Annotated in this window: 15 protein-coding genes; 14 read left to right on the forward strand and 1 reads right to left on the reverse strand. The window is 53.4% G+C overall.

Translation table 11 applies throughout. From position 1 onward, the window contains the following. Nucleotides 1-57 precede the first annotated feature (57 nt). Both BN6628_RS09330 and BN6628_RS09335 read left to right on the forward strand, forming a co-directional pair. The gene (locus tag BN6628_RS09330; RefSeq protein ID WP_068616750.1) at nucleotides 58-963 is read left to right on the forward strand and encodes a selenium metabolism-associated LysR family transcriptional regulator; all 906 of its coding nucleotides are present in this window, start codon (nucleotides 58-60) and stop codon (nucleotides 961-963) included. A 32-nt stretch (nucleotides 964-995) separates the two neighbouring features. Then, nucleotides 996-1,859: a PHP domain-containing protein gene (locus BN6628_RS09335; protein ID WP_068616752.1), complete on the forward strand. Its 864-nt coding sequence runs from the start codon at nucleotides 996-998 to the stop codon at nucleotides 1,857-1,859. Nucleotides 1,860-1,961: 102 nt separating this feature from the next. Here the strand turns inward: BN6628_RS09335 and BN6628_RS09340 are convergent, their stop codons facing one another. Beyond that, nucleotides 1,962-3,725: an Rqc2 family fibronectin-binding protein gene (locus tag BN6628_RS09340; RefSeq protein ID WP_068616753.1), complete on the reverse strand. Its 1,764-nt coding sequence runs from the start codon at nucleotides 3,723-3,725 to the stop codon at nucleotides 1,962-1,964. Nucleotides 3,726-3,906: 181 nt separating this feature from the next. On the opposite strand from BN6628_RS09340, the gene BN6628_RS09345 reads away from it, so the two are divergent. The 12 genes from BN6628_RS09345 (at nucleotide 3,907) to rsmB (ending at nucleotide 19,839) form a co-directional block, all read left to right on the forward strand. After that, nucleotides 3,907-6,699, forward strand: coding sequence for a calcium-translocating P-type ATPase, SERCA-type (locus tag BN6628_RS09345; protein WP_068616755.1), 2,793 nt, complete (start codon nucleotides 3,907-3,909; stop codon nucleotides 6,697-6,699). A 69-nt stretch (nucleotides 6,700-6,768) separates the two neighbouring features. After that, nucleotides 6,769-7,605: a diaminopimelate epimerase gene (dapF, locus tag BN6628_RS09350; protein ID WP_068616757.1), complete on the forward strand. Its 837-nt coding sequence runs from the start codon at nucleotides 6,769-6,771 to the stop codon at nucleotides 7,603-7,605. Nucleotides 7,606-8,071: 466 nt separating this feature from the next. Then, nucleotides 8,072-9,967, forward strand: coding sequence for a bifunctional homocysteine S-methyltransferase/methylenetetrahydrofolate reductase (locus tag BN6628_RS09355; RefSeq protein WP_068616759.1), 1,896 nt, complete (start codon nucleotides 8,072-8,074; stop codon nucleotides 9,965-9,967). A 35-nt stretch (nucleotides 9,968-10,002) separates the two neighbouring features. After that, nucleotides 10,003-10,890 carry a YicC/YloC family endoribonuclease gene (locus tag BN6628_RS09360; RefSeq protein WP_068616761.1) on the forward strand — a complete coding sequence of 296 codons (888 nt, stop codon included), beginning with the start codon at nucleotides 10,003-10,005 and terminating at the stop codon, nucleotides 10,888-10,890. Between the two features lie 52 nt (nucleotides 10,891-10,942). Beyond that, complete coding sequence (remA, locus tag BN6628_RS09365; protein ID WP_005548256.1) at nucleotides 10,943-11,203, forward strand: extracellular matrix/biofilm regulator RemA; 261 nt, start codon at nucleotides 10,943-10,945, stop codon at nucleotides 11,201-11,203. 13 nt (nucleotides 11,204-11,216) lie between these two features. Further along, on the forward strand, nucleotides 11,217-11,789 hold the full coding sequence (gene gmk, locus BN6628_RS09370) for a guanylate kinase (RefSeq protein WP_068616762.1): 573 nt from the start codon (nucleotides 11,217-11,219) through the stop codon (nucleotides 11,787-11,789). A gap of 79 nt (nucleotides 11,790-11,868) precedes the next feature. Further along, nucleotides 11,869-12,099, forward strand: a complete 231-nt coding sequence (gene rpoZ / locus BN6628_RS09375; protein WP_068616764.1) for a DNA-directed RNA polymerase subunit omega — start codon at nucleotides 11,869-11,871, stop codon at nucleotides 12,097-12,099. Nucleotides 12,100-12,180: 81 nt separating this feature from the next. Next, the gene (gene coaBC / locus BN6628_RS09380) at nucleotides 12,181-13,404 is read left to right on the forward strand and encodes a bifunctional phosphopantothenoylcysteine decarboxylase/phosphopantothenate--cysteine ligase CoaBC (RefSeq protein WP_068616766.1); all 1,224 of its coding nucleotides are present in this window, start codon (nucleotides 12,181-12,183) and stop codon (nucleotides 13,402-13,404) included. After that, nucleotides 13,401-15,941, forward strand: a complete 2,541-nt coding sequence (gene priA, locus BN6628_RS09385; protein WP_068616768.1) for a primosomal protein N' — start codon at nucleotides 13,401-13,403, stop codon at nucleotides 15,939-15,941. The genes coaBC and priA overlap by 4 nt, the downstream gene beginning before the upstream one ends. 978 nt (nucleotides 15,942-16,919) lie before the next feature. Beyond that, complete coding sequence (def, locus tag BN6628_RS09390; RefSeq protein WP_068616770.1) at nucleotides 16,920-17,444, forward strand: peptide deformylase; 525 nt, start codon at nucleotides 16,920-16,922, stop codon at nucleotides 17,442-17,444. 5 nt (nucleotides 17,445-17,449) lie between these two features. Further along, nucleotides 17,450-18,394, forward strand: a complete 945-nt coding sequence (fmt, locus tag BN6628_RS09395) for a methionyl-tRNA formyltransferase (RefSeq protein WP_068616772.1) — start codon at nucleotides 17,450-17,452, stop codon at nucleotides 18,392-18,394. Beyond that, a complete protein-coding gene (rsmB, locus tag BN6628_RS09400) occupies nucleotides 18,391-19,839 on the forward strand; it encodes a 16S rRNA (cytosine(967)-C(5))-methyltransferase RsmB (RefSeq protein WP_082926853.1) in 1,449 nt (482 codons plus the stop codon). The genes fmt and rsmB overlap by 4 nt, the downstream gene beginning before the upstream one ends. Nucleotides 19,840-19,950 lie beyond the last annotated feature (111 nt).

A 19,950-nucleotide genomic window follows, 5' to 3' on the forward strand; every position in this document is an offset into this window, starting at 1 on the left:
GTCTTTTTTTGTTATTAGAGGCATGCTATTGTAGAAGGAATGAAAGGACGGGGAAGTATGGCTCTTAATTATCATCAGCTTCATATTTTTTATACAGTTGCGGAAAAAGGGAGCTTCTCGGCAGCCGCGCAGGCCCTGCATATGACCCAGCCTGCTGTGACCATGCAGATTCAGTCGTTGGAGGATTACTTTGGCACGAAGCTTCTGCTTCGTTCGACTAAACGGATTGAGCTTACGGAAGCGGGAAAGGCGCTGATGCCCTACGCGGAAAGAGGTATTTCTCTAATGCGCGAGACAGATAGCGCCATGGCCCAGTTTACGCAGATGCTGGAAGGAAGGCTCCAGCTTGGCGCGAGCCTGACGATCGGCGAATATGTGCTGCCCCGCCTGCTGGGGCCGTTCAGTCAGCAGTATCCGAGCATTAGTATTGTGCTCAAGGTGATGAACACCGCCGAAATTCTGGAGCAGATTCTTCACCATCAGCTCAGCTTCGGACTGGTAGAGGCGGCTGTACAGCATCCTGACATGGTTATGGAGCCGGTTATGGAGGATGAGCTTAAGCTGATCGTACCGGCTGGACATCCCTTGTCGGCGCTTCCTAAGGTTCACTTGGCTGAGGTTCTGGAGTATCCTTTCGTCCTGAGAGAGAAGGGTTCAGGAACCCGTCAGGTGATGGAGGAAGAACTCAGCCGGCTGTCCGTGCCATCGGATTCCGTCAAGACGGTGATGGATCTTGGAAGCACAGGGGCGGTAAAATCCGCGGTTGAAGCAGGGTTTGGCATTACGATGCTCTCGCCTTCTTCAGTGAAGCACGAGGTCGCCCTTGGCCTGCTGAAGATTCTTGATATCCAGGGTGTCTCGTTCAAAAGATATTTCTACTCCATCTACTTAAAATCAACGCTGTTGCCGACTTCGGCCGTGACCTTCCTGGATTTTCTGCGGAAGCAAAGGCTGCCCTTGTAATGGCGGCAAACCAGCTATGAGGAGGCAAAACTATGAGTAATGTTGATTGTTCCGGACGCTGTGATCTCCACACTCATACCCAGGCTTCGGACGGGATGAACAGTCCTGCTGAGAATGTCCATCTAGCTAAGCAAAAGGAACTGGCGGCAATCGGAATTACTGATCATGATACGGTGGCAGGCATCCCCCAGGCGGTTCAAGCTGGGCTGAAATATGGAATCACCGTAGTCCCTGGGGTGGAGATCAGCACCCGCATGGAGGGCAAGGATATTCATATCCTCGGATACCATCTTCGTTATGAGGACCCGATCCTGCTGTCGCGGCTGGATAATTTGAGAACGGCCAGAGCGGGCAGAAACGGAAAGATCCTGGACAAGCTTGGCGAGCTTGGGATTGAGATCACGATGGAAGAGGTCATTGCCGGACGGGGAAGAGAGCTTGGCCCTGACGACAGCATCGGAAGGCCCCATATCGCTCAGGTGCTGGTCAGTAAAGGTTACGCCGCCGATATGCGGGAGGCTTTCGACAAGTATCTTGCTGAAGGGGCGGCGGCTTACATCTCCCTGCCCAAGGTTACGCCGCTTGAAGCTTTTACCTGGATCAGGGAAGCTGGGGGAGTGCCTGTCATTGCCCACCCTGGACTGTATGGCAACGATGAACTGGTCGCCCGGATTATTGAGGAAGGGAAGCCCGCCGGGATCGAAGTGTACCACTCTGATCACGGGCCGGAGGATGAGGCGCGTTATATCCAGCTGGCCGCACAATATGGCCTGATCATGACAGGAGGCTCGGATTATCACGGCATTCGGCAGGGCAAGGTGTTCCACGGGGACCTCGGAAGCCGGTCCGTTGGTCTAGAGGTGCTTGAGCAGCTGCGCAGTAAGGCGGGGTTGTGAGTGTTTTACAACGAACCTGACGAAACAGACGTATATATTTAAAAGCAAAAGAGGTACCCGGCTTGCTTGCCGGGCACCTCTTTTTTACTGCGTATTAACCTGTTAACCGTTTTTGATCACGCTTTTCAGGCTCTTGATCCGCTCTTCATCAGGGGTGATATAGAGCGTCTTCTGATGATCATAAATGACGAATCCAGGCTTGGCGCCGCTCGGCTTGCGCACATGACGGATCAGGGTGCAGTCCACCGGTACGCTGCTGGACTGTTTGGCCTGGCTGAAATAGGCGGCAAGCTGGGCCGCTTCCTCCAAGGTGGCTTCTCCGAAGGACGCGCTGCGGATAACTACGTGCGAGCCTGGAATGTCCTTGGTATGCAGCCAGGTATCACTGCTGCTGGCCAGCTTGTTGGTCACATACTCATTCTGGAGATTGTTCTTGCCTACATAAATCTCGATGCCTTCGGAAGAAGTATACATGTGAAGAGTCGGACGGCCGTCCTTTTTCTTCTTCCGCGTCTTCTTGCTCCGGTCTCTGAGATAACCCTGCTGAATCAGCTCTTCCCTGATTTCATCCACATCGTTTAAGGATGCAAAAGCAAGCTGCTGAAGCAGCCCCTCCAGATATACAATCTCCTCGTTCGTAAGCTTAAGCTGTTCATCGATGACAGCCAGGCTGTTCTTGAATTTGTTGTATTTTTTGAAATACCGTTGGGCATTTTCTGACGGGGTCAGCAGTGGATCAAGCGGAATCCGCTCCAGGGCCTGGTTCTCATCATAATAGTTGACAAGCTGGGTTTCCTTGTCCCCCTTATTTATCTGATGCAGGGAAGCAAGCAGCAGCTCTCCCCAGATGCGGTAGCGTTCCGCATCCTCGGCCTCTTCCAGATCCTCATTCAGCTTGCTGAGCTTTTTGATATTTTTGGTCCGCTCATTCTGCAGGAAGCGAATCAGATCGCCGACCTTTTGCTTGACCGTATCGCGCTCGGCCTTGTCCCCGTAATAGTCCTCAAGACACTTGCTGATTGAATCATAGCGCTTCGCCTCCCCTTGAATCAGGGTGAGAGGAATCGCGGAGAAGATGCTTTTTCCCTTGGCGTTGTCCCCAATAACCGGAGCATAGCGGTGCTCCCTAACTTCATTCATGATTTGTGCAAAAGACTCCCAGAGCGCTTCGATTGACGGCTTCTGACCGGAATCCCCATTCGCATGCTCTGCCCGGTGGTTGATCTCCTGGGCAATCAACGGGCTCATCCCGCTGAACGTATTCACGAGCCAGCCGGAGGCCTTCTCCGCCGCAAAGTCCGCTGCGGCCGCATGATAGGCGGCGATAAAAGCTTGCTTGTCCGTTTCCAGCGGATTTATTTTGTGCTGCTGAGGCGGCTCGGTATAGCTGAAGCCAGGCATCACGACACGATAGCTGCTGATGGATGGTGTAACGTGGTGAATTCCATCAAGCTGTGTGCCAGTGGCCGGGTCAATCAGAATGATGTTGCTGTGGCGCCCCATCAGTTCAATAATAATCCGCTTGGTGGACACATCCCCAAGCTCATCCCGCTGGCGGACGTCGATATGAATGGTCCGCTCGAGCCCCTGCTGAGTGACCGCTTCAATGACGCCGCCCTCACAGTGTTTGCGGAACAGCATGCAGAACATAGGGGCTTCCTGTGGATTGAGGAAGCTGCTCTCTGTGAAATGCACCCGCGGGTAAGTCGGGTTCGCCGAAAGAATCAGGCGCCGGTTCTCTCCCTGGGCTCTAAGATTAAGAATGATATCGCTGGTTGAAGGCTGGTGTATTTTATTAATTCGTCCGCCAACGCAGAGCTGCAGCTCGTGTACGATGGCCCGGGTAACAATTCCGTCTAGTGCCATATTCTTGGATTCTCCTGTCTATTCATACGTCTTCTCGTTCTATGATGCCATAGATGGAGCAAAAACTTAAGGCCTGACCGTGTGATATTTTGGGACTTGCCTGAATACATTTACCCAGTAAGAGGGTGGATAAGCCGTCACACTGCCAAATATGCGGGAAATACGGGAGGGAATTGCGAGCATGGATCAAAAAAAATGGCACCAGTGGAGTGCCGATGAGCTCTTGCAAAAGTTCGCCGTCGAACAGGACCAGGGCTTGACCCTTGAAGAAGCCGAGCGACGGCGTGAAGAGAGCGGATGGAATGAGCTTTCCGAAGCGAAGCGCATCTCACCGCTGATTCTGTTTTTGAACCAGTTTAAAGATTTTATGATGCTGATTCTGATGGGCGCAACCTTGGTATCCGGGCTGTTGGGCGAGTATCTGGATGCCATCACGATCGTGGCCATCATTGTGTTAAACGGGGTGCTTGGCTTCATCCAGGAGTTCCGGGCCGAGAGATCGCTCCGTGCGCTTAAACAGCTGTCGGCGCCTCATGCTAAGGTCATCCGTTCAGGAGTTACCCAGGATGTTCCTGCGAGGGAGCTTGTGCCGGGCGACATCGTTGTACTGGAGAGCGGGGACCGGATTCCTGCGGATCTGCGGTGGCTGAAGACGAACAGCTGTGATGTGGAGGAGTCCGCATTGACCGGGGAATCCCACCCGTCAGGCAAAATAACGGAGGCCATTGCCGCGGACGAAGTGCCGCTCGGAGATCAGAAGAACCTTGGCTTTATGGGCACGATGGTTACACGCGGGACAGGCAAGGGAGTTGTGATCCGCACGGGGATGGATACCGAGATGGGCAAAATTGCGGATCTCATCCAAAGCACGGAAGCTCAGGAGACTCCGCTGCAGCGCCGGCTGGATCAGCTGGGCAAAATCCTGATCATGCTCTCGCTGGGCCTCACGATTCTTGTGGTGCTTGCCGGCATTCTGCATGGACAGCCTGCGGGCAGCATGTTCTTCGCCGGAGTCAGCTTAGCGGTGGCCGCGATCCCGGAAGGCCTTCCTGCCATTGTGACGATCGCCCTTGCACTCGGTGTGCAGCGCATGATTAAGCGCAAGGCCATCGTCCGCAAGCTTCCTTCCGTTGAAACGCTCGGCTGTGCCACGGTGATCTGCTCTGATAAGACCGGTACACTGACCCAGAATAAGATGACCGTCAAACAGGTGTGGCTGGAAGGGCGGTCTTATGAAGTCACCGGGGATGGTTATGAGCCATCGGGACACATTCTGCATGAAGGAAGGCCCGCTGATTTCAAGAAAGAGTCAAGCCTTCGCAGACTGATGCAGATCAGTGCGCTGTGCAACAACGCCGAAATCTACGAATCCACGGGGGATCAGACCCGCAGCAAGAAAAAGACTAAGGATGATCTCGGCCCGCAGTGGCTTTTGAAGGGAGATCCGACTGAAGGAGCGCTGCTTACTCTTGCATCCAAGGCAGGCTTTCCCAAACAGTCTTTAAACAGCATCTATCAAAGAGAGCTGGAGTTCCCGTTTGATTCAGACCGCAAAAGAATGTCAGTTATCGTCAGCCATCAGGGAGGCAAGCTCAGCTATGTCAAGGGCGCGCCGGATATGCTGCTGGACCGATGCTCCTATATCTTATGGGAAGGAAACGTGGTGCCGCTCACAGGCACGCTTCGGCAGAAGGTTGCGGCTGCGAACGAGAGTATGGCCCGCTCGGCCTTGCGGGTTCTGGGCCTTGCCTATCGTGATCTCCGGCCGAGCGACAGCACCGCTTCCGCGGAAGACGTGGAAGCCCAGCTGATCTTTGTCGGACTGACCGGGATGATTGACCCGCCGCGCAAGGAGGTGCGCGAGGCCATCTCCATCTGCCGCCGCGCCGGAATCAAGACCGTGATGATTACAGGCGACCACGGCTTGACAGCGGAGGCTATTGCGAGTGAGCTTGGCATCATGGCAAGGGGCGGCTTGTCGCTTGCAGGCCATCAGCTGGCAGCCATGAGCGATGACGAGCTGGATAAGCAGGTGGACAACGTGTACGTATACTCCCGCGTTTCTCCTGAGCATAAGCTTCGAATCGTGAAATCCCTGCAGCGCAAAGGGCATGTCGTCGCCATGACAGGAGACGGCGTGAATGATGCCCCGGCCATTAAGGCAGCCGATATCGGCATTGCGATGGGGATCACGGGAACGGATGTATCCAAGGAAGCGTCATCCCTCATTCTCAATGATGATAATTTCTCGACCATTGTGGCCGCCATTGAAGAGGGACGAAGCATCTATGAGAATATCCGGAAGTTTATCCGGTATCTGCTTGCCTCCAATGTAGGCGAAATCCTCACGATGTTCTTTGCGATGATGGCCGGACTGCCGCTGCCGCTCCTGCCGATCCAGATTCTGTGGGTCAATCTCGTGACCGATGGTCTGCCAGCGATGGCTCTTGGAGTAGATCAGCCTGAGAAGGATCTGATGGAACATAAGCCGAGAGGCGCCACCGAGAATATTTTTGCGCGCAGGTTAGGCTGGAAAATCATCAGCCGGGGGATCCTCATTGGTTTGTGTACACTCGGCGCTTTCTGGATCACGCTGAAGGCAGGTCCGGATAGTCCGGAGCAGCTGCTTCTCGCCCAGTCCGTGGCATTTGCCACACTCGTTCTGGCCCAGTTAATCCATGTTTTTGACTGCCGGAGCTCGCGTTCAATTTTCCACCGGAATATCTTTCAAAATAAATACCTGGTGTTCGCCGTGTTCTCGTCCCTGCTGCTGATGCTGGCTGTGTTCTACATCGAGCCGCTGCAGCCGATCTTCAAAACGGTAGCCCTGGGACCTCGTGAGTGGGCCATCGCCTTCGTTGCAGGGGGGATTCCAACGTTCCTGATGGGAGCCGGAAGCGTGCTGTCGACGAAGAAACGCAAAGCTGGACCCCGCCGTACGCTGCCGGTGAATAGTACAAATATTCGGGCATAAAATGAATAGCATTTCCTCTCCCGAAAATATAGACTTACTCCATAAGAACCTTTAAAGAGAGGGATTGCTATGGAATTTACAAAAATGCACGGACTCGGAAACGACTTCCTGGTCTTCCACGGACATCAGGATTTACCCGATAAAGTAAGTGAGCTTGCTGTAAAATGGTGTGACCGCTTCTTTGGTGTGGGCGGGGATGGACTTGTATTCATTCTGCCTTCACAGAAAGCAGACTTCCGCATGCGGATCATTAATTCCGATGGATCGGAGGCCGAGCAGTGCGGGAATGCGATCCGCTGTGTGGCCAAATATGTGTATGATAACAAGCTGACGGATAGAGAGAACATTACCATTGAAACGCTGGGAGCTGGCGTGCAGCAGGTTAGCCTTCAGGTTGAGAACGGCGTGGTTCAGACTGTCCGGGTGGATATGGGGGAACCGGTTCTGGATGGCCTGCGTGTTCCAACCACGCTTGAAGGCAATCCGGTGCTGAACCGTCCCATCGAGGTCGATGGACGTGAGTTCAACTTCACGGCGGTGTCTATGGGGAATCCGCACTGTGTCATCTATGTGGAGGATGCGCCTAGCTTTGATCTGACAACATGGGGGCCGAAGCTGGAGGTGCATCCCTATTTCCCTAAAAAAATCAACGTGGAGTTCGCCACCGTCACTTCCCGGAACCGGGTGGAGATGCGGGTATGGGAACGTGGTGCGGGTCCAACTTTGGCGTGCGGCACGGGAGCCTGCGCAACACTGGTATCCTCTGTTCTGAACGGGGTAACCGACCGTGCGGCATGGGTCGGCCTAAAGGGCGGAGACCTATATATTGAGTGGAGCGAGGAAGATAACCATGTATATATGAGCGGTCCTGCGGCAGAGGTATACCGTGGCAATATTGTGAAATGATTCAGGAGAAGCGAAGCGTTCACCTTTGTGACCAGACTTCTACCTTATACATTTAATTTAAGAGATCGGGAGCAACCGTGATCGGGGGAACATTTCACAAGGCTGCCGCTCGCGTAAATCAACAGTTCCACTTAATAGCTGAAAGATTAGCTAAAAGAAACAAATAGCCAGGCAGTCCTCAATTTCGAGGGCTGCTTTATTTTCTATAAAGTGGTTGAAGGCATCGTGCCTTAGAGAGAATCTAGGCCATCAGGAGGAGATAGAGAGCTGTAACTCGGTGTCATGCAGAGCTCTATGCGTTTGGGAGCTAGTATTGTATAGGGATAAAGCGTGCGCTTTTAAATAATTGGACGCAGGGTGTGTGGCAGACGAATCCCGCATTAATCTTACTATCCTGCTCAATTTATGTTACATTAAAATGAATATTAAGGGGAATATGTTCCGCTAAAGGTTGGAGGAAGATGAGATGAAACCGGAATTGGATCTGCGGGCAAGATGGGAGAACGAAGTTTTAATTGGTGATGGGGCAATGGGAACCTATTTGTATCAGCTTGGTTTTCCTGTTGGCATTTCTTTTGAAGAGCTGAATCTTATCCGCCCTGAGGTGATCGGGGATGTTCATAGACAGTATGTGGAAGCGGGAGCACAGGTGATTGAGACAAACACCTTCTCCGCTAATTATCATAAGCTTTCGAAGTATGGGCTTGAGAGCAAGGTTGAGGAGATTAACCGTTCGGCGGTCAGGCTTGCCCGGCAGGCTGCCGCTGGCAAGAGCTACGTAGTGGGAGCTGTCGGTTCCATCCGGGGTGGCAAGCGGGTCAATGTGTCGGGCAAAGAGCTGCAGAGATACTTTGAACAGCAGATTTCCGCCCTTTTAGGGGAGGACGTGGACGGAATTCTTCTGGAAACTTTCTTTGATCTGAACGAAATGCGCACGGCCTTGGAAATTGTACGCAGAGGCAGCAATGTTCCGGTAATCTGCCAATTTGCCGTGGACAACATTGGAAGAACGATTGATGGTTATCCGATTGCGGATGCCTTTGCGATCCTCCGCCAGGAAGGGGCCGATGTGCTTGGCTTCAACTGCCATTCCGGTCCCAAAGGAATCATGAGTGTAATGAGCAGGCTGGGAGGGCCGCTGGATGTTCCCCTGTCTGTGTATCCGAATGCGGGACTTGCTGATTATGTGGATGGGGAGTATATCTATGGGGCCACCCCGGAGTACTTCGGCAGCAGCGCCCAATCCTTTGCGGATCTTGGCGCCCGTTTGATCGGGGGATGCTGCGGGACCACGCCGGAGCATGTCTCGGCTATGTCTGCGGCGGTTAAGGACTATGCGGTAAAGCCGCTTTCCGAAACCTCGGTGCTTACGAGGGAGTCGGTGCAGGTTCTCATTGCCGAGCATCTGGAAGAAGAGCGGCAGATCGGGGGCGGGCGCAGCGAAGAGCCTACACTGGTCGATGTTGTGAACGACCGCCACGCTATTATTGTGGAGCTGGATCCACCGCGTGATTTGGACATTTCCAAGTTTATGAAAGGGGCGGCAGCTCTGAAGGAAGCTGGCGTGGACGCGCTGACGCTGGCCGATAATTCTCTGGCTGTAACCCGAATGAGCAATATGGCGCTGGGACATCTGGTGCTTAAGGAGACCGGTCTGCGCCCTCTGATTCATATTGCCTGCAGAGACCGCAACCTGATCGGCACCCAATCCCATTTGATGGGCTTTGATGCCTTGGGCATTGACCATGTCTTGGCTGTAACCGGAGATCCGGCCCGCTTCGGCGATCTGCCTGGTGCAAGCTCCGTCTATGATATGACCTCCTTCGAGATCATCAAGATGATCAAACAGCTAAATGAAGGGATTGCTTTCTCCGGCAAGCCGCTCAAGCAGAAGGCCAAGTTTGTGGTAGGTGCGGCGTTCAATCCGAACGTGAAGTATTTGGATAAGGCGGTGCAGCGTCTGGAGAAAAAAATTGCCTCCGGTGCGGATTATATTATGACCCAACCCGTATATGATCCTAAGCTTATCGTTTCCATAAAAGAAGCCACAGCTCATTTGAATGTTCCAATTTTCCTTGGTATCATGCCGCTTGCAAGCGGCAAGAATGCGGAATACCTGCACAATGAGGTGCCCGGAATCCAGCTCTCTGATGAAGTGCGCGGACGAATGGCAGGGCTTCAGGGTGAAGAGGGGCGGCGCGAGGGCGTGGAGATCGCCAAGGAGCTGCTGGATGTGGCGATGGAGCACTTTAACGGAATCTACTTGATGACTCCGTTTATGTTTTATGAGATGACAGCAGTCTTGACCTCTTATGTCAAAGAGAAGTCGAAAGAGCGGAGAGCCCACTTGTTTCACTCATAATTATCAATTACAATAGGGTAACGGATGTGATGCCGATGTCATTCAGTATGACCGGATTCGGTCAGTCCGCCCGACATTTTGGCGGCTACTATGTACAATTTGAGATAAAATCAGTCAATCACCGATACGCCGAGATCGTTCTTCGCATGCCCAGGGAATGGACTTGCTATGAAGATGATTTGAAGCGCATTGTACAGCGGCATGTCAAGCGTGGAAGAATTGATGTGAACATCAGCAAGGAGAAAGCGGAGGATTCCGCTAAATCCTTTGTTGTGAACACCTCCGCTGCCCGGGCGTATCTTGATGCTGCCCGCCAGCTTGGGGAGAGTCTTGGAATTGATGACTCGCTTACCGCACATCAGCTTCTGTCGATGCCGGATGTATTAATCAGCGAGGATACGCTCCCCGGAAGCGCCCATCCCGATGAAGAGTGGGAAGAGGTGCTGAAGTCGGGACTTGAGGAGGCACTTGCCGGACTGGTCAAAATGCGTGAGAAGGAAGGCCGGCATCTGTCGAAGGATTTGGAGGAGCGACTGTCCAAGCTGGAGGAGTTACATGCCGAGCTTACTCGGCTGGCGCCTACAGTGGTAGGAGACTACCGTAACCGGCTTAGGCAGCGGCTGTCTGAACTGCTTGATGGCACCATGGATGAACAGCGTTTCGGCATGGAGGTGGCAATCTTCGCGGACCGCTCCAACGTGGACGAGGAGCTGACCCGGTTAGGCAGCCATTTTGAGCAGTGCAGGGAGCTGCTGCGTGCGCATGAGCCTGTCGGCCGGAAGCTGGACTTCTTAATTCAAGAGATGAACCGTGAAGTAAATACGATTGGATCTAAGGCCAATCATTTGGCTCTAGTGAACCGTGTTGTCGAAATGAAAGCGGAGCTGGAGAAAATTCGCGAACAAGCGGCGAATATGGAATGATGATTCGTTTCGACTTGAATGAGTCAAGTATAATAGGGGGATTAACCTGAAGATGGCGATCAAACTCATTAATATCGGTTTTGGGAATATCGTATCAGCGAATCGGATTATTTCTATTGTGAGTCCGGAATCCGCACCGATTAAGCGTATTATCCAGGAAGCGAGAGACCGGCACATGCTGATCGACGCGACTTATGGACGGCGTACACGCGCGGTTATTATTACAGATAGTGACCACGTGATCTTGTCGGCTGTGCAGCCGGAGACGGTCGCGCACCGCCTGTCCACGAAAGATGATGACAACGACGAATAATATGGAGAGAACAATGGCTAAAGGGTTATTAATTGTATTATCCGGACCTTCGGGTGTCGGCAAAGGAACCGTGTGCACCGCACTGCGCAAGCGCGTGCCTGAATTGGTATATTCAGTATCCGCAACGACTCGCCAGCCTAGAATGGGCGAAGAGAATGGCGTGAACTATTTCTTTAAGAGCCGCGAGCAGTTTATGAGCATGATCGAGAATGATCAGCTGCTGGAGCACGCCGAATATGTGAACAATTTTTATGGCACTCCGCGCGACTTCGTTGAAGAAACCATTGCGAGCGGCAAGGATATCATACTTGAGATTGAAGTCCAAGGTGCGCTTAAGGTGAAGGAGAAGTTCCCTGAGGGCGTATTTGTCTTTTTGCTGCCGCCGTCTATGGATGAGCTCAAGGACCGTATTCAAGGCCGTGGCACCGAGAATCAGGCGACGATTGAGCATCGCATGTCGGTCGCCCTGGACGAAATCAATCTGCTTGAGTATTATGATTACGCAGTGGTGAATGATCAGATTGATCTGGCCTGCAAGAGAATAGAATCTATTATCATAGCCGAGCATTGTAAAGTAAGAAAGTAAGACCGTGACCTGCGTTACAACCAAATAGTCCGGGCACATGCTTACATATCCTAATTGCCCGAAAGAAGAGGTGTCTGTATTGCTATACCCATCGATTGATAAAATGCTGGAGAAAGTCGACAGCAAGTATTCCTTAGTAGTTGCGGCTTCCCGCAGAGCAAGACAGCTGAGAGAAGGAGAGAATTCTGAGCTGAAGCAGGCCAAATCCCATAAACAAGTCGGGGTTGCGCTGGAGGAGATTTACGGTGACTTCGTCCGCATTAAGCGCGACGGTCAGGACCTTGCGGAACTCGATAAACAAGACAAATAATTACCGGCCCTCAGGGCCGCTTCCGACAACCGCAAGGTTGTTGTTTTTTTCTATATGCGAAAAAGAAGCGAGGGGATTCGGATGTTAACCGGCAAGAAGATTTTGCTTGGAGTGAGTGGGGGGATTGCTGCTTTTAAAGCGGCTTCGCTGTGCAGCAAGCTTGTGCAGAGCGGTGCGGAAGTAAGGGTGATTATGACGGAGTCAGCCACACGGTTTATTACCGAGCTGACCCTTCAGGCACTGTCTAAAGGGCCTGTCTATACGGATACTTTTGATGAAAAGAATCCTGCCGTCATTGCTCATATCGACCTTGCGGATTGGGCGGATCTGGTGCTGGTCGCTCCGGCAACAGCTAATATTATCGCCAAGATGGCCACAGGCCTTGCAGATGATATGCTGTCAACCACGCTGCTTGCAACGCAGGCTCCGATCATGCTGGCTCCAGCTATGAATGTGCATATGTATCAGCATCCAGCCGTAATCCGCAATCTGGCGGAGCTTGCTGCGCGTGGGGTGATGATGGCTGAGCCTGGAGAAGGGCTTCTCGCTTGTGGTTATGTCGGCAAGGGGCGGATGGAAGAGCCTGAGAGCCTCGTCCGTATTGTTCAGGCTTATTTTGAGCGTCAGGAACGGGTCAATGCGAAGCCGCTGAAGGGCCGCAGTGTGGTTGTTACGGCAGGGTCAACCGTCGAGCGGATTGATCCTGTTCGGTATATTACTAATGATTCCTCCGGGAAGATGGGATTTGCCATTGCCCATGCTGCCCGGGAGCTGGGGGCGGAAGTTCACCTGGTTATCGGCAGCACGCAGGCAAGTCCGCCTGTGGGCATTCCTTTTACAAAAGTTGAATCTGCCCAGGATATGTATAATGCTCTGCTTGCACATTGGGACGAAGCTGACATCGTTGTGAAGGCGGCGGCAGTGGCTGACTATCGTCCTAAGGAGCAGCTGAACCGCAAGATCAAGAAAAGCGGGGAGGAGATGTCGCTCGAACTTGTCAAGACGGTTGATATCTTAGAGAGTCTGGGCAAAAGGAAGACGTCCCAATTTCTGATTGGTTTTGCGGCAGAGACTCACGATTTGGAGAAGTATGCGATGGACAAGCTGACCCGCAAGAACTGTGACCTGCTGATCGCCAATGACGTGACAGCCGAGGGCGCAGGCTTCGGGACAGATACGAATGTGATTAGTATTTTTGACAGCCAAGGACTTGTTGAAGCGCTGCCGCTGATGTCCAAGGAAGCCTGTGCACGCCGGATCATGGAGCTGGCTGGGGAGCGGTTAACCGGAGACCTGTCTTTATGAACACGATTGCCAAAGTCATTGTAGATGTACCCAGCCGGGAGACAGATCGCCCCTTTGATTACCTGATTCCAGATTCCATTCAGGATTGGATTGAAGTAGGGAGCCGGGTGGCGGTTCCGTTTGGACGGCGTACAGTTCAGGGCTTTGTGATCTCGCTTGAGCAGGAATCCCAGCTTGACAGATCCAGGATGAAGAAGATCCAGGAGCTGCTTGACCATATTCCACCGCTTCCGCCAGATTTGGTGGAATTAGCAGGGTGGATGAGCCAGGAATATGCGTGCAGTACGATTTCCGCACTTCAGGCCATGATTCCCTCTGCTCTGAAAGGAAAGGCGGAACGATACATCAGCTACGCTGAGCCGTCCGGGGAATCTGCCGAAAGCGATCAGGGCGAACCTGAGGGGCTGTTCTCGTTGTCTCTGCTTCAGCCGGCTGAGGAGGAAGAGATAATTGAGTATGTTAAGAGTGTTGGTCCTGTGACTTTCTCGCATCTGGATGCCCGTTACCCCGGCCGGGGGGCTATGATCAAATCATTGATGAAGCGGGGTGTGCTGCAGGAAAGCCAGTCCATAAAGGATAAGCTCAAAATCAAAACGGTGAAAACTGTAGCTGCTGCGGTATCGGGCGAGGAAGCCGAGAAGGCCCTTGCCTCCTTCACTCCGCAGGCCCGCAGGCAGAGGGAGGTCCTGGCTTTCCTTATAGAGGTGAAGATTCCGATCGGAATGCAGGAGCTGCTGTCCACGCTTGGCGTAACGGCTGGAACTGTCAAGAAGCTGGCAGATAAGGGGCTGGCCGTGATCGAGGATGTGGAGGTGTTCCGCGATCCTTACAAAGACCGCAGATTTAAGCCTACTCTGCCTCTCAGCCTTACGCCCGAACAACAGGAGGCGTACAACCATATTGCGGATCGCCTTGACCGCCGGGAGCACGGCGTATTTCTGCTGCACGGGGTAACTGGAAGCGGGAAGACGGAAGTATATTTGCAGTCAATTGAACGCTGCATCTCGGCGGGACGCCAGTCAATTGTGCTGGTGCCAGAAATCTCGCTGACCCCCCAAATGGTCGAGCGATTCAAGGGAAGATTCGGCGACAGGGTGGCAGTTCTGCACAGCCGGCTGTCAGGAGGCGAGCGCTATGATGAATGGCGCAAGATCCGCGAGGGCAAGGTGCAGGTTGCGATTGGCGCGAGGTCTGCGATATTTGCGCCTTTTGCCGATCTGGGACTCATCGTGATGGATGAGGAGCATGAAACCTCATATAAGCAGGAAGAGACCCCGAAATACCACGCGCGAAATGTCGCGGTAAGGCGGGCGATGCAGCATGGGGCTGCTGTAGTTCTGGGTTCGGCTACCCCGTCTTTGGAAAGCTATCACGCGGCAAGGTCCCAGGCGAATGAGGAGTTCGCCCCTGTTCTCCTTGAGATGCGCCAGCGTCCAGCGGGGAGTGAACTGCCCGCAGTCCGGATTGTGGATATGCGCGAGGAGCTTAAGGATGGAAACCGCTCGATGTTCAGCCGGGAGCTCCATCAAGGCATTATTTCGAGAATGGAACGCGGCGAGCAGACGGTGCTTTTCCTCAACCGGCGAGGATTCTCCACCTTTGTGATGTGCCGGACCTGCGGCTACGTGGCAGGTTGTCCCGAATGTGATATTTCGCTTACCTATCATCAAAAGTCCAACAATTTGCGCTGTCACTACTGTGGTTATTCCGAGCCTGCCCCGTCGGTATGCCCGGAATGCGGAAGTGAGCATATCAGGTATTTTGGCACCGGCACCCAGCGGGTCGAGGGCGAGCTGGCCAAGCTGTTCCCTGGCATCCGGGTGATCCGGATGGATGTGGACACGACGGTGGAGAAAGGTTCTCATGAGAAGCTGCTAAATGCGTTCCGGGAGAAGAAGGCGGATGTGCTGCTTGGCACCCAGATGGTGGCCAAGGGGCTGGATTTTCCTGATGTTACGCTTGTAGGGGTGATCGCGGCTGACAGCTCTTTGAATTTCCCGGATTTCCGGGCGGCGGAGAAAACTTTCCAGCTCCTGACCCAGGTAGCGGGACGGGCCGGAAGGCACCAGCTTCCAGGCGAGGTGTTCGTTCAATCCTATACGCCGGACCACTACTCGATCATCCATGCAAGCCGGCATGACTATTTGTCTTTTGTCCGGGATGAGCTTAAGCATCGTAGAACGCTCGGTTATCCGCCTTATTGCAGGCTGATTCTGGTGACTCTCACGCATGAGAACCTTCAAATTCTGGTCCGAATGGCCGAGAATTTCGTCAGCGATCTGCGGGGGAGAGCACAGCAAAAAGGCTGGTTCGGCGGCCTTGACCGGTTCACTTCGGATGCGTTCGACATCCTGGGCCCAATTGCTTCGCCGATCCCGAGAATCAAGAACCGTTACCGGTTTCAGTGCATGGTGAAGTACCGGGGGGCCTTGGAGGCGGTTCAGCTTGTCCGGGAAGTGAGCGGCTTGACCCTGGAGCATCTGAAGGATGCATCTTTGCAGATTAGTATTGATGTGGACCCGCAGATGCTAATGTAGAGGGTGTTCGAACCCTCCCAAACCCTCCCTTCCAAGGGAGGGCCCCAAGGGCTTCGCCCTCTGGACACCCGAAAGGGAGAACGTAGGAGATGCAGAGGTTGGGTTTAGAAGCTGCGGCGGCTTCGATCGCTTGCCGTCCCTGCGGGACCCGCTTCCTTGTTGGCGGAATTTGGCGGCCTGGGTAGGTCGCGTTGGTGCCGCTGATTTTCGTGTATGGGGCCGGCAGTGTTCGTGGGGCCGCTTGCCGCCCCTTTGGGGCCCGCTTTACTTTTGGTGCGGATCGGGCGCAGGGCTGGAGATGTGCGCTCTTGCTGGTGCGAGCAAGGAGGCGCTGTCCCTGCGGGATGCGCTTGGGGTTGCGCGGGGATTAGAGTGTTGGAATTGTGGTATGGTGATGATGCGAGCGTGCAGGCTCTATCCCTGCGGGATGCGCTTAAGGTTGGTGCAAGGATTAAAGTGTTGGGGTTTGAGAGGGTTTTAAGATGTTTGCATATACATGAAATAGCGGAGAGGACGGAATCGTTCTGGAGAAGCGTGAGCGTTCGCCTTTGGAGCTAAATTTCTACACTGAATGGATAGTTCAAAGAAATTTAGCTCCAACAGCGATCGTAAGAATGATCCGTCAGCGGAGCGGGCTTACATGAATGGGAATTGCTCAAGAGTTATTCACTCACGTATCGGGCGCTGTCCCTGCGGGATGCGCTTGAGGTTGTGTAGGGATTAGAGTGCTGGGGCTGAGCATCTATCAGGTATTTGCATATACATGAAATAGCGGAGATTACGGAATCGTTCTGGAGAAGCGTAAGCGTTCGCCTTTGGAGCTAAATTTCAACAGTGAATAGATAGTTCAAAGAAATATAGCTCCAACAGCGATCGTAAGAATGATCCGTCAGAGCAGCGGGCTAACATGAGGGTATTCAAGACGTATTCCCCATCAAAGCGCGCTCACATAATAAGACATACGAAGGATGGTGCGATATGGCGATTAGAGAGATTGTTCTGGAGCCCAATGAGGTTCTGCATCAGGTTGCGGAGGAAGTGAAGGAGATTACCCCGGCTATCCGGAAGCTGCTTACAGACATGGCAGATACGATGTACGACGCGGATGGGGTTGGACTGGCGGCTCCGCAGGTTGGCATTCTCAAGCGGATTATAGTGATTGATGTGGGGGACGACAACGGGCTCATTGAGATGATCAACCCGGAGATTATTGCATCGGAAGGGGAGCAATTCGGACCGGAAGGCTGTCTGAGTATTCCTGGTTACCGGGGAGATGTGCGCCGGGCGAATCAGGTGACGGTCAAAGGACTTAACCGGAAGGGCAAGGAAATCACGATTACCGGAACCGAACTGCTTGCCCGGGCATTTCAGCATGAGATCGATCATTTGAATGGCATATTATACACTGAGCTAGCCGAGAATTATTATGAGATTCCGCCTGAGGAAGAGGAGCAGTTCGAACAGGAGCAGGAACAGCAGGCGACGAATGAAAAGAAGGAGTGAGGCGCATGAATATTGTTTTTATGGGAACTCCCGATTTTGCGGTACCTTCCCTGGAGACTTTGCTGGATGAAGGGTACAATGTCGTTGCCGTAGTAACCCAGCCAGATCGGCCCCAAGGCAGGAAAAAGGTGCTTACGCCTACGCCTGTAAAAGAAGCTGCTTTGGCTCACGGCCTTCCTGTGCTGCAGCCTCAGCGGATGCGCAGTCCTGAAGCAGTTCAGGAGTTGGCCGCATATGAGCCGGATCTGATTGTGACTGCAGCATATGGACAGATTCTTCCTAAGGCGGTACTGGACATGCCTAAATACGGCTGTCTTAACGTACACGGTTCGCTGCTTCCCAAATACCGGGGCGGTGCGCCGATCCAGCGCTCGATTATCAACGGGGAGAAGGAAACGGGGATCACGCTGATGTATATGGCGGAAGGCCTCGATACCGGGGATATGATTGCAAAGTCGGTGGTTCCAATTGAGGATGAGGACACTTCGGGTACCTTATTCCAGAAACTGAGCTTGGCTGGGGCGAAGCTGCTAAAGGAGCAGCTGCCTCTAGTCATTAACGGGAGCGCGGCGCGTATTCCGCAGAATGATGAGGAATCTACATATGCAAAGAATCTATCCCGTGAAGATGAGCGCATTAACTGGGCCGATTCCTCCAGGGATATCTATAACCGGGTGAGAGGCCTCGTGCCTTTTGCCGGAGGTTTCACCCACTGGAACGGGGAAGTATTCAAGGTATGGGAAGTAGCCAAGCCTGAGCTGACGGCCGCGAGTTCAGGCAGCGGACAGGCTCCTGGTACTGTGCTGGCTTTTCATGCAAACGGGATTGAAGTGAAGACCGGGGACGGCTCGGTTATTCTAACCAAAGTGCAGCCTGCCGGTAAGAAGGCCATGGAAGCGGCCGAATTTCTGCGGGGCGGCGTGCTGAAGAAAGGTGAGGTATTCTCTTGAGCAGCTCTCAGCATAGGGGAAATAAGCCGGCAAATAAGCCGAAGACCGGTTCAGCTCCCCAAAGGGCGAAACACAAGGGCACCGGCGGACTACAGAGACCTGTTACCGCACGGGAAGTGGCTCTTGAGGTGCTGACCCAGGTGGAGGAAGAGGGCGCTTATAGCAACCTGCAGCTGAACAGCGCGCTGCAGCGCAGCAATCTGTCCGGAGCGGACGCAGGCCTTGCCACGGAGCTGGTGTATGGGACGATCTCGCGCTTATCCACGATTGACTATTTCTTAGGTCAGTTCGTTGCTAAAGGCTTGGGTAAGCTTCAGCCTTGGGTGCGGAATTTGCTTCGTCTAAGCTTCTATCAGCTGTATTATTTGGACCGTATCCCCGCACATGCAGCGGTTAATGAAGCCGTTAACATCGCCAAAAAGAAAGGCCATCAAGGCATTTCAGGCATGGTGAACGGGGTGCTGCGAAGTGTGCTCCGGCGTAAGGAGGAGCTTCAAATACCGGCAGACCTTCCGCCACTCAAACGGATTGCTCTAGAGTATGCTTATCCGGAATGGCTCGTTGGGCGCTGGATCAAAGAGTACGGGGAAGCGGAGGCGGAGGCCATCTGCCGCGCGAACAATGAGCCTCCTTCTGTGAGTGTGCGGGTGAACCGCACCAAGCTCAGCAGGGAAGAACTGCTGGAGCGGATGAGGGAGCGGGGACTAGATGCTGAACCTTCTCCTGTGTCCGAGGATGGGATCATTGTTCGCAGTGGCGGCAATATGGCCCATACGGACTGGTACCAGGAGGGGCTGCTCTCTGTCCAGGATGAGAGCTCCATGCTGGTTGCTGCCGCGGTCGATCCGAGGCCCGGCATGAAAGTGCTTGACTGCTGCGCCGCACCCGGCGGCAAGTCCTGCCATATCGCGGAGAAGCTGAATGGCAGCGGTGAAGTTATCGCGAATGATGTGTATCCGCATAAAGCCAAGCTGGTAGAGTCCCAGGCCGAGCGTCTGGATTTGGACATTGTACGCACAACTACGGGCGACGCCTTGGAGCTTGCTGCGCGGTATGCGCCGGAATCTTTTGACCGGATTCTGCTCGACGCTCCATGTTCGGGGCTTGGGGTAATCCGGCGCAAGCCGGATCTGAAGTGGGCCAAGCAGCCGGAAGACATCACAGACATTGCAGAGCTTCAACTCAAACTGCTTGATGGGGTTGCCGGGCTGCTCAGGCCTGGGGGTGTTCTGGTCTACAGCACGTGCACGATAGAAAAGCGGGAGAATATGCAGGTCGTGCAGGCTTTTCTGGATAAGCATCCGGAATATGCCGAAGCGGATCAGGTGCAAGTATTAAATGAACTGGGTGAAGCGCGTACGCGGGCTGCTGTTGGCACACAGATTTTGCCTCAGGATTTCCATTCCGATGGATTCTATATTGCCCGTTTGGTCAAACTAGGTTAATATGACAGATGGCACACCCCGCTGGAACCTCCAGCGGGTTTTGCACTTTAGTGTCAAGTGTGTTTATGATAAAATGGGAAGAATGAATAGAATTCATGCTTCAATTTAAAA

Origin of the sequence: Paenibacillus tuaregi (assembly GCF_900086655.1) — a bacterium.
Classification (GTDB): domain Bacteria; phylum Bacillota; class Bacilli; order Paenibacillales; family Paenibacillaceae; genus Fontibacillus; species Fontibacillus tuaregi.

What these genes read in the sequence shown, in the direction of transcription:
- BN6628_RS09330 (WP_068616750.1), top strand. Translation starts at nt 58, where the DNA reads ATGGCTCTTAATTATCATCAGCTTCATATTTTTTATACAGTTGCGGAA.
- BN6628_RS09335 (WP_068616752.1), top strand. Translation starts at nt 996, where the DNA reads ATGAGTAATGTTGATTGTTCCGGACGCTGTGATCTCCACACTCATACC.
- BN6628_RS09340 (WP_068616753.1), bottom strand. Translation starts at nt 3,725, where the DNA reads ATGGCACTAGACGGAATTGTTACCCGGGCCATCGTACACGAGCTGCAG.
- BN6628_RS09345 (WP_068616755.1), top strand. Translation starts at nt 3,907, where the DNA reads ATGGATCAAAAAAAATGGCACCAGTGGAGTGCCGATGAGCTCTTGCAA.
- dapF (WP_068616757.1), top strand. Translation starts at nt 6,769, where the DNA reads ATGGAATTTACAAAAATGCACGGACTCGGAAACGACTTCCTGGTCTTC.
- BN6628_RS09355 (WP_068616759.1), top strand. Translation starts at nt 8,072, where the DNA reads ATGAAACCGGAATTGGATCTGCGGGCAAGATGGGAGAACGAAGTTTTA.
- BN6628_RS09360 (WP_068616761.1), top strand. Translation starts at nt 10,003, where the DNA reads ATGTCATTCAGTATGACCGGATTCGGTCAGTCCGCCCGACATTTTGGC.
- remA (WP_005548256.1), top strand. Translation starts at nt 10,943, where the DNA reads ATGGCGATCAAACTCATTAATATCGGTTTTGGGAATATCGTATCAGCG.
- gmk (WP_068616762.1), top strand. Translation starts at nt 11,217, where the DNA reads ATGGCTAAAGGGTTATTAATTGTATTATCCGGACCTTCGGGTGTCGGC.
- coaBC (WP_068616766.1), top strand. Translation starts at nt 12,181, where the DNA reads ATGTTAACCGGCAAGAAGATTTTGCTTGGAGTGAGTGGGGGGATTGCT.
- priA (WP_068616768.1), top strand. Translation starts at nt 13,401, where the DNA reads ATGAACACGATTGCCAAAGTCATTGTAGATGTACCCAGCCGGGAGACA.
- def (WP_068616770.1), top strand. Translation starts at nt 16,920, where the DNA reads ATGGCGATTAGAGAGATTGTTCTGGAGCCCAATGAGGTTCTGCATCAG.
- fmt (WP_068616772.1), top strand. Translation starts at nt 17,450, where the DNA reads ATGAATATTGTTTTTATGGGAACTCCCGATTTTGCGGTACCTTCCCTG.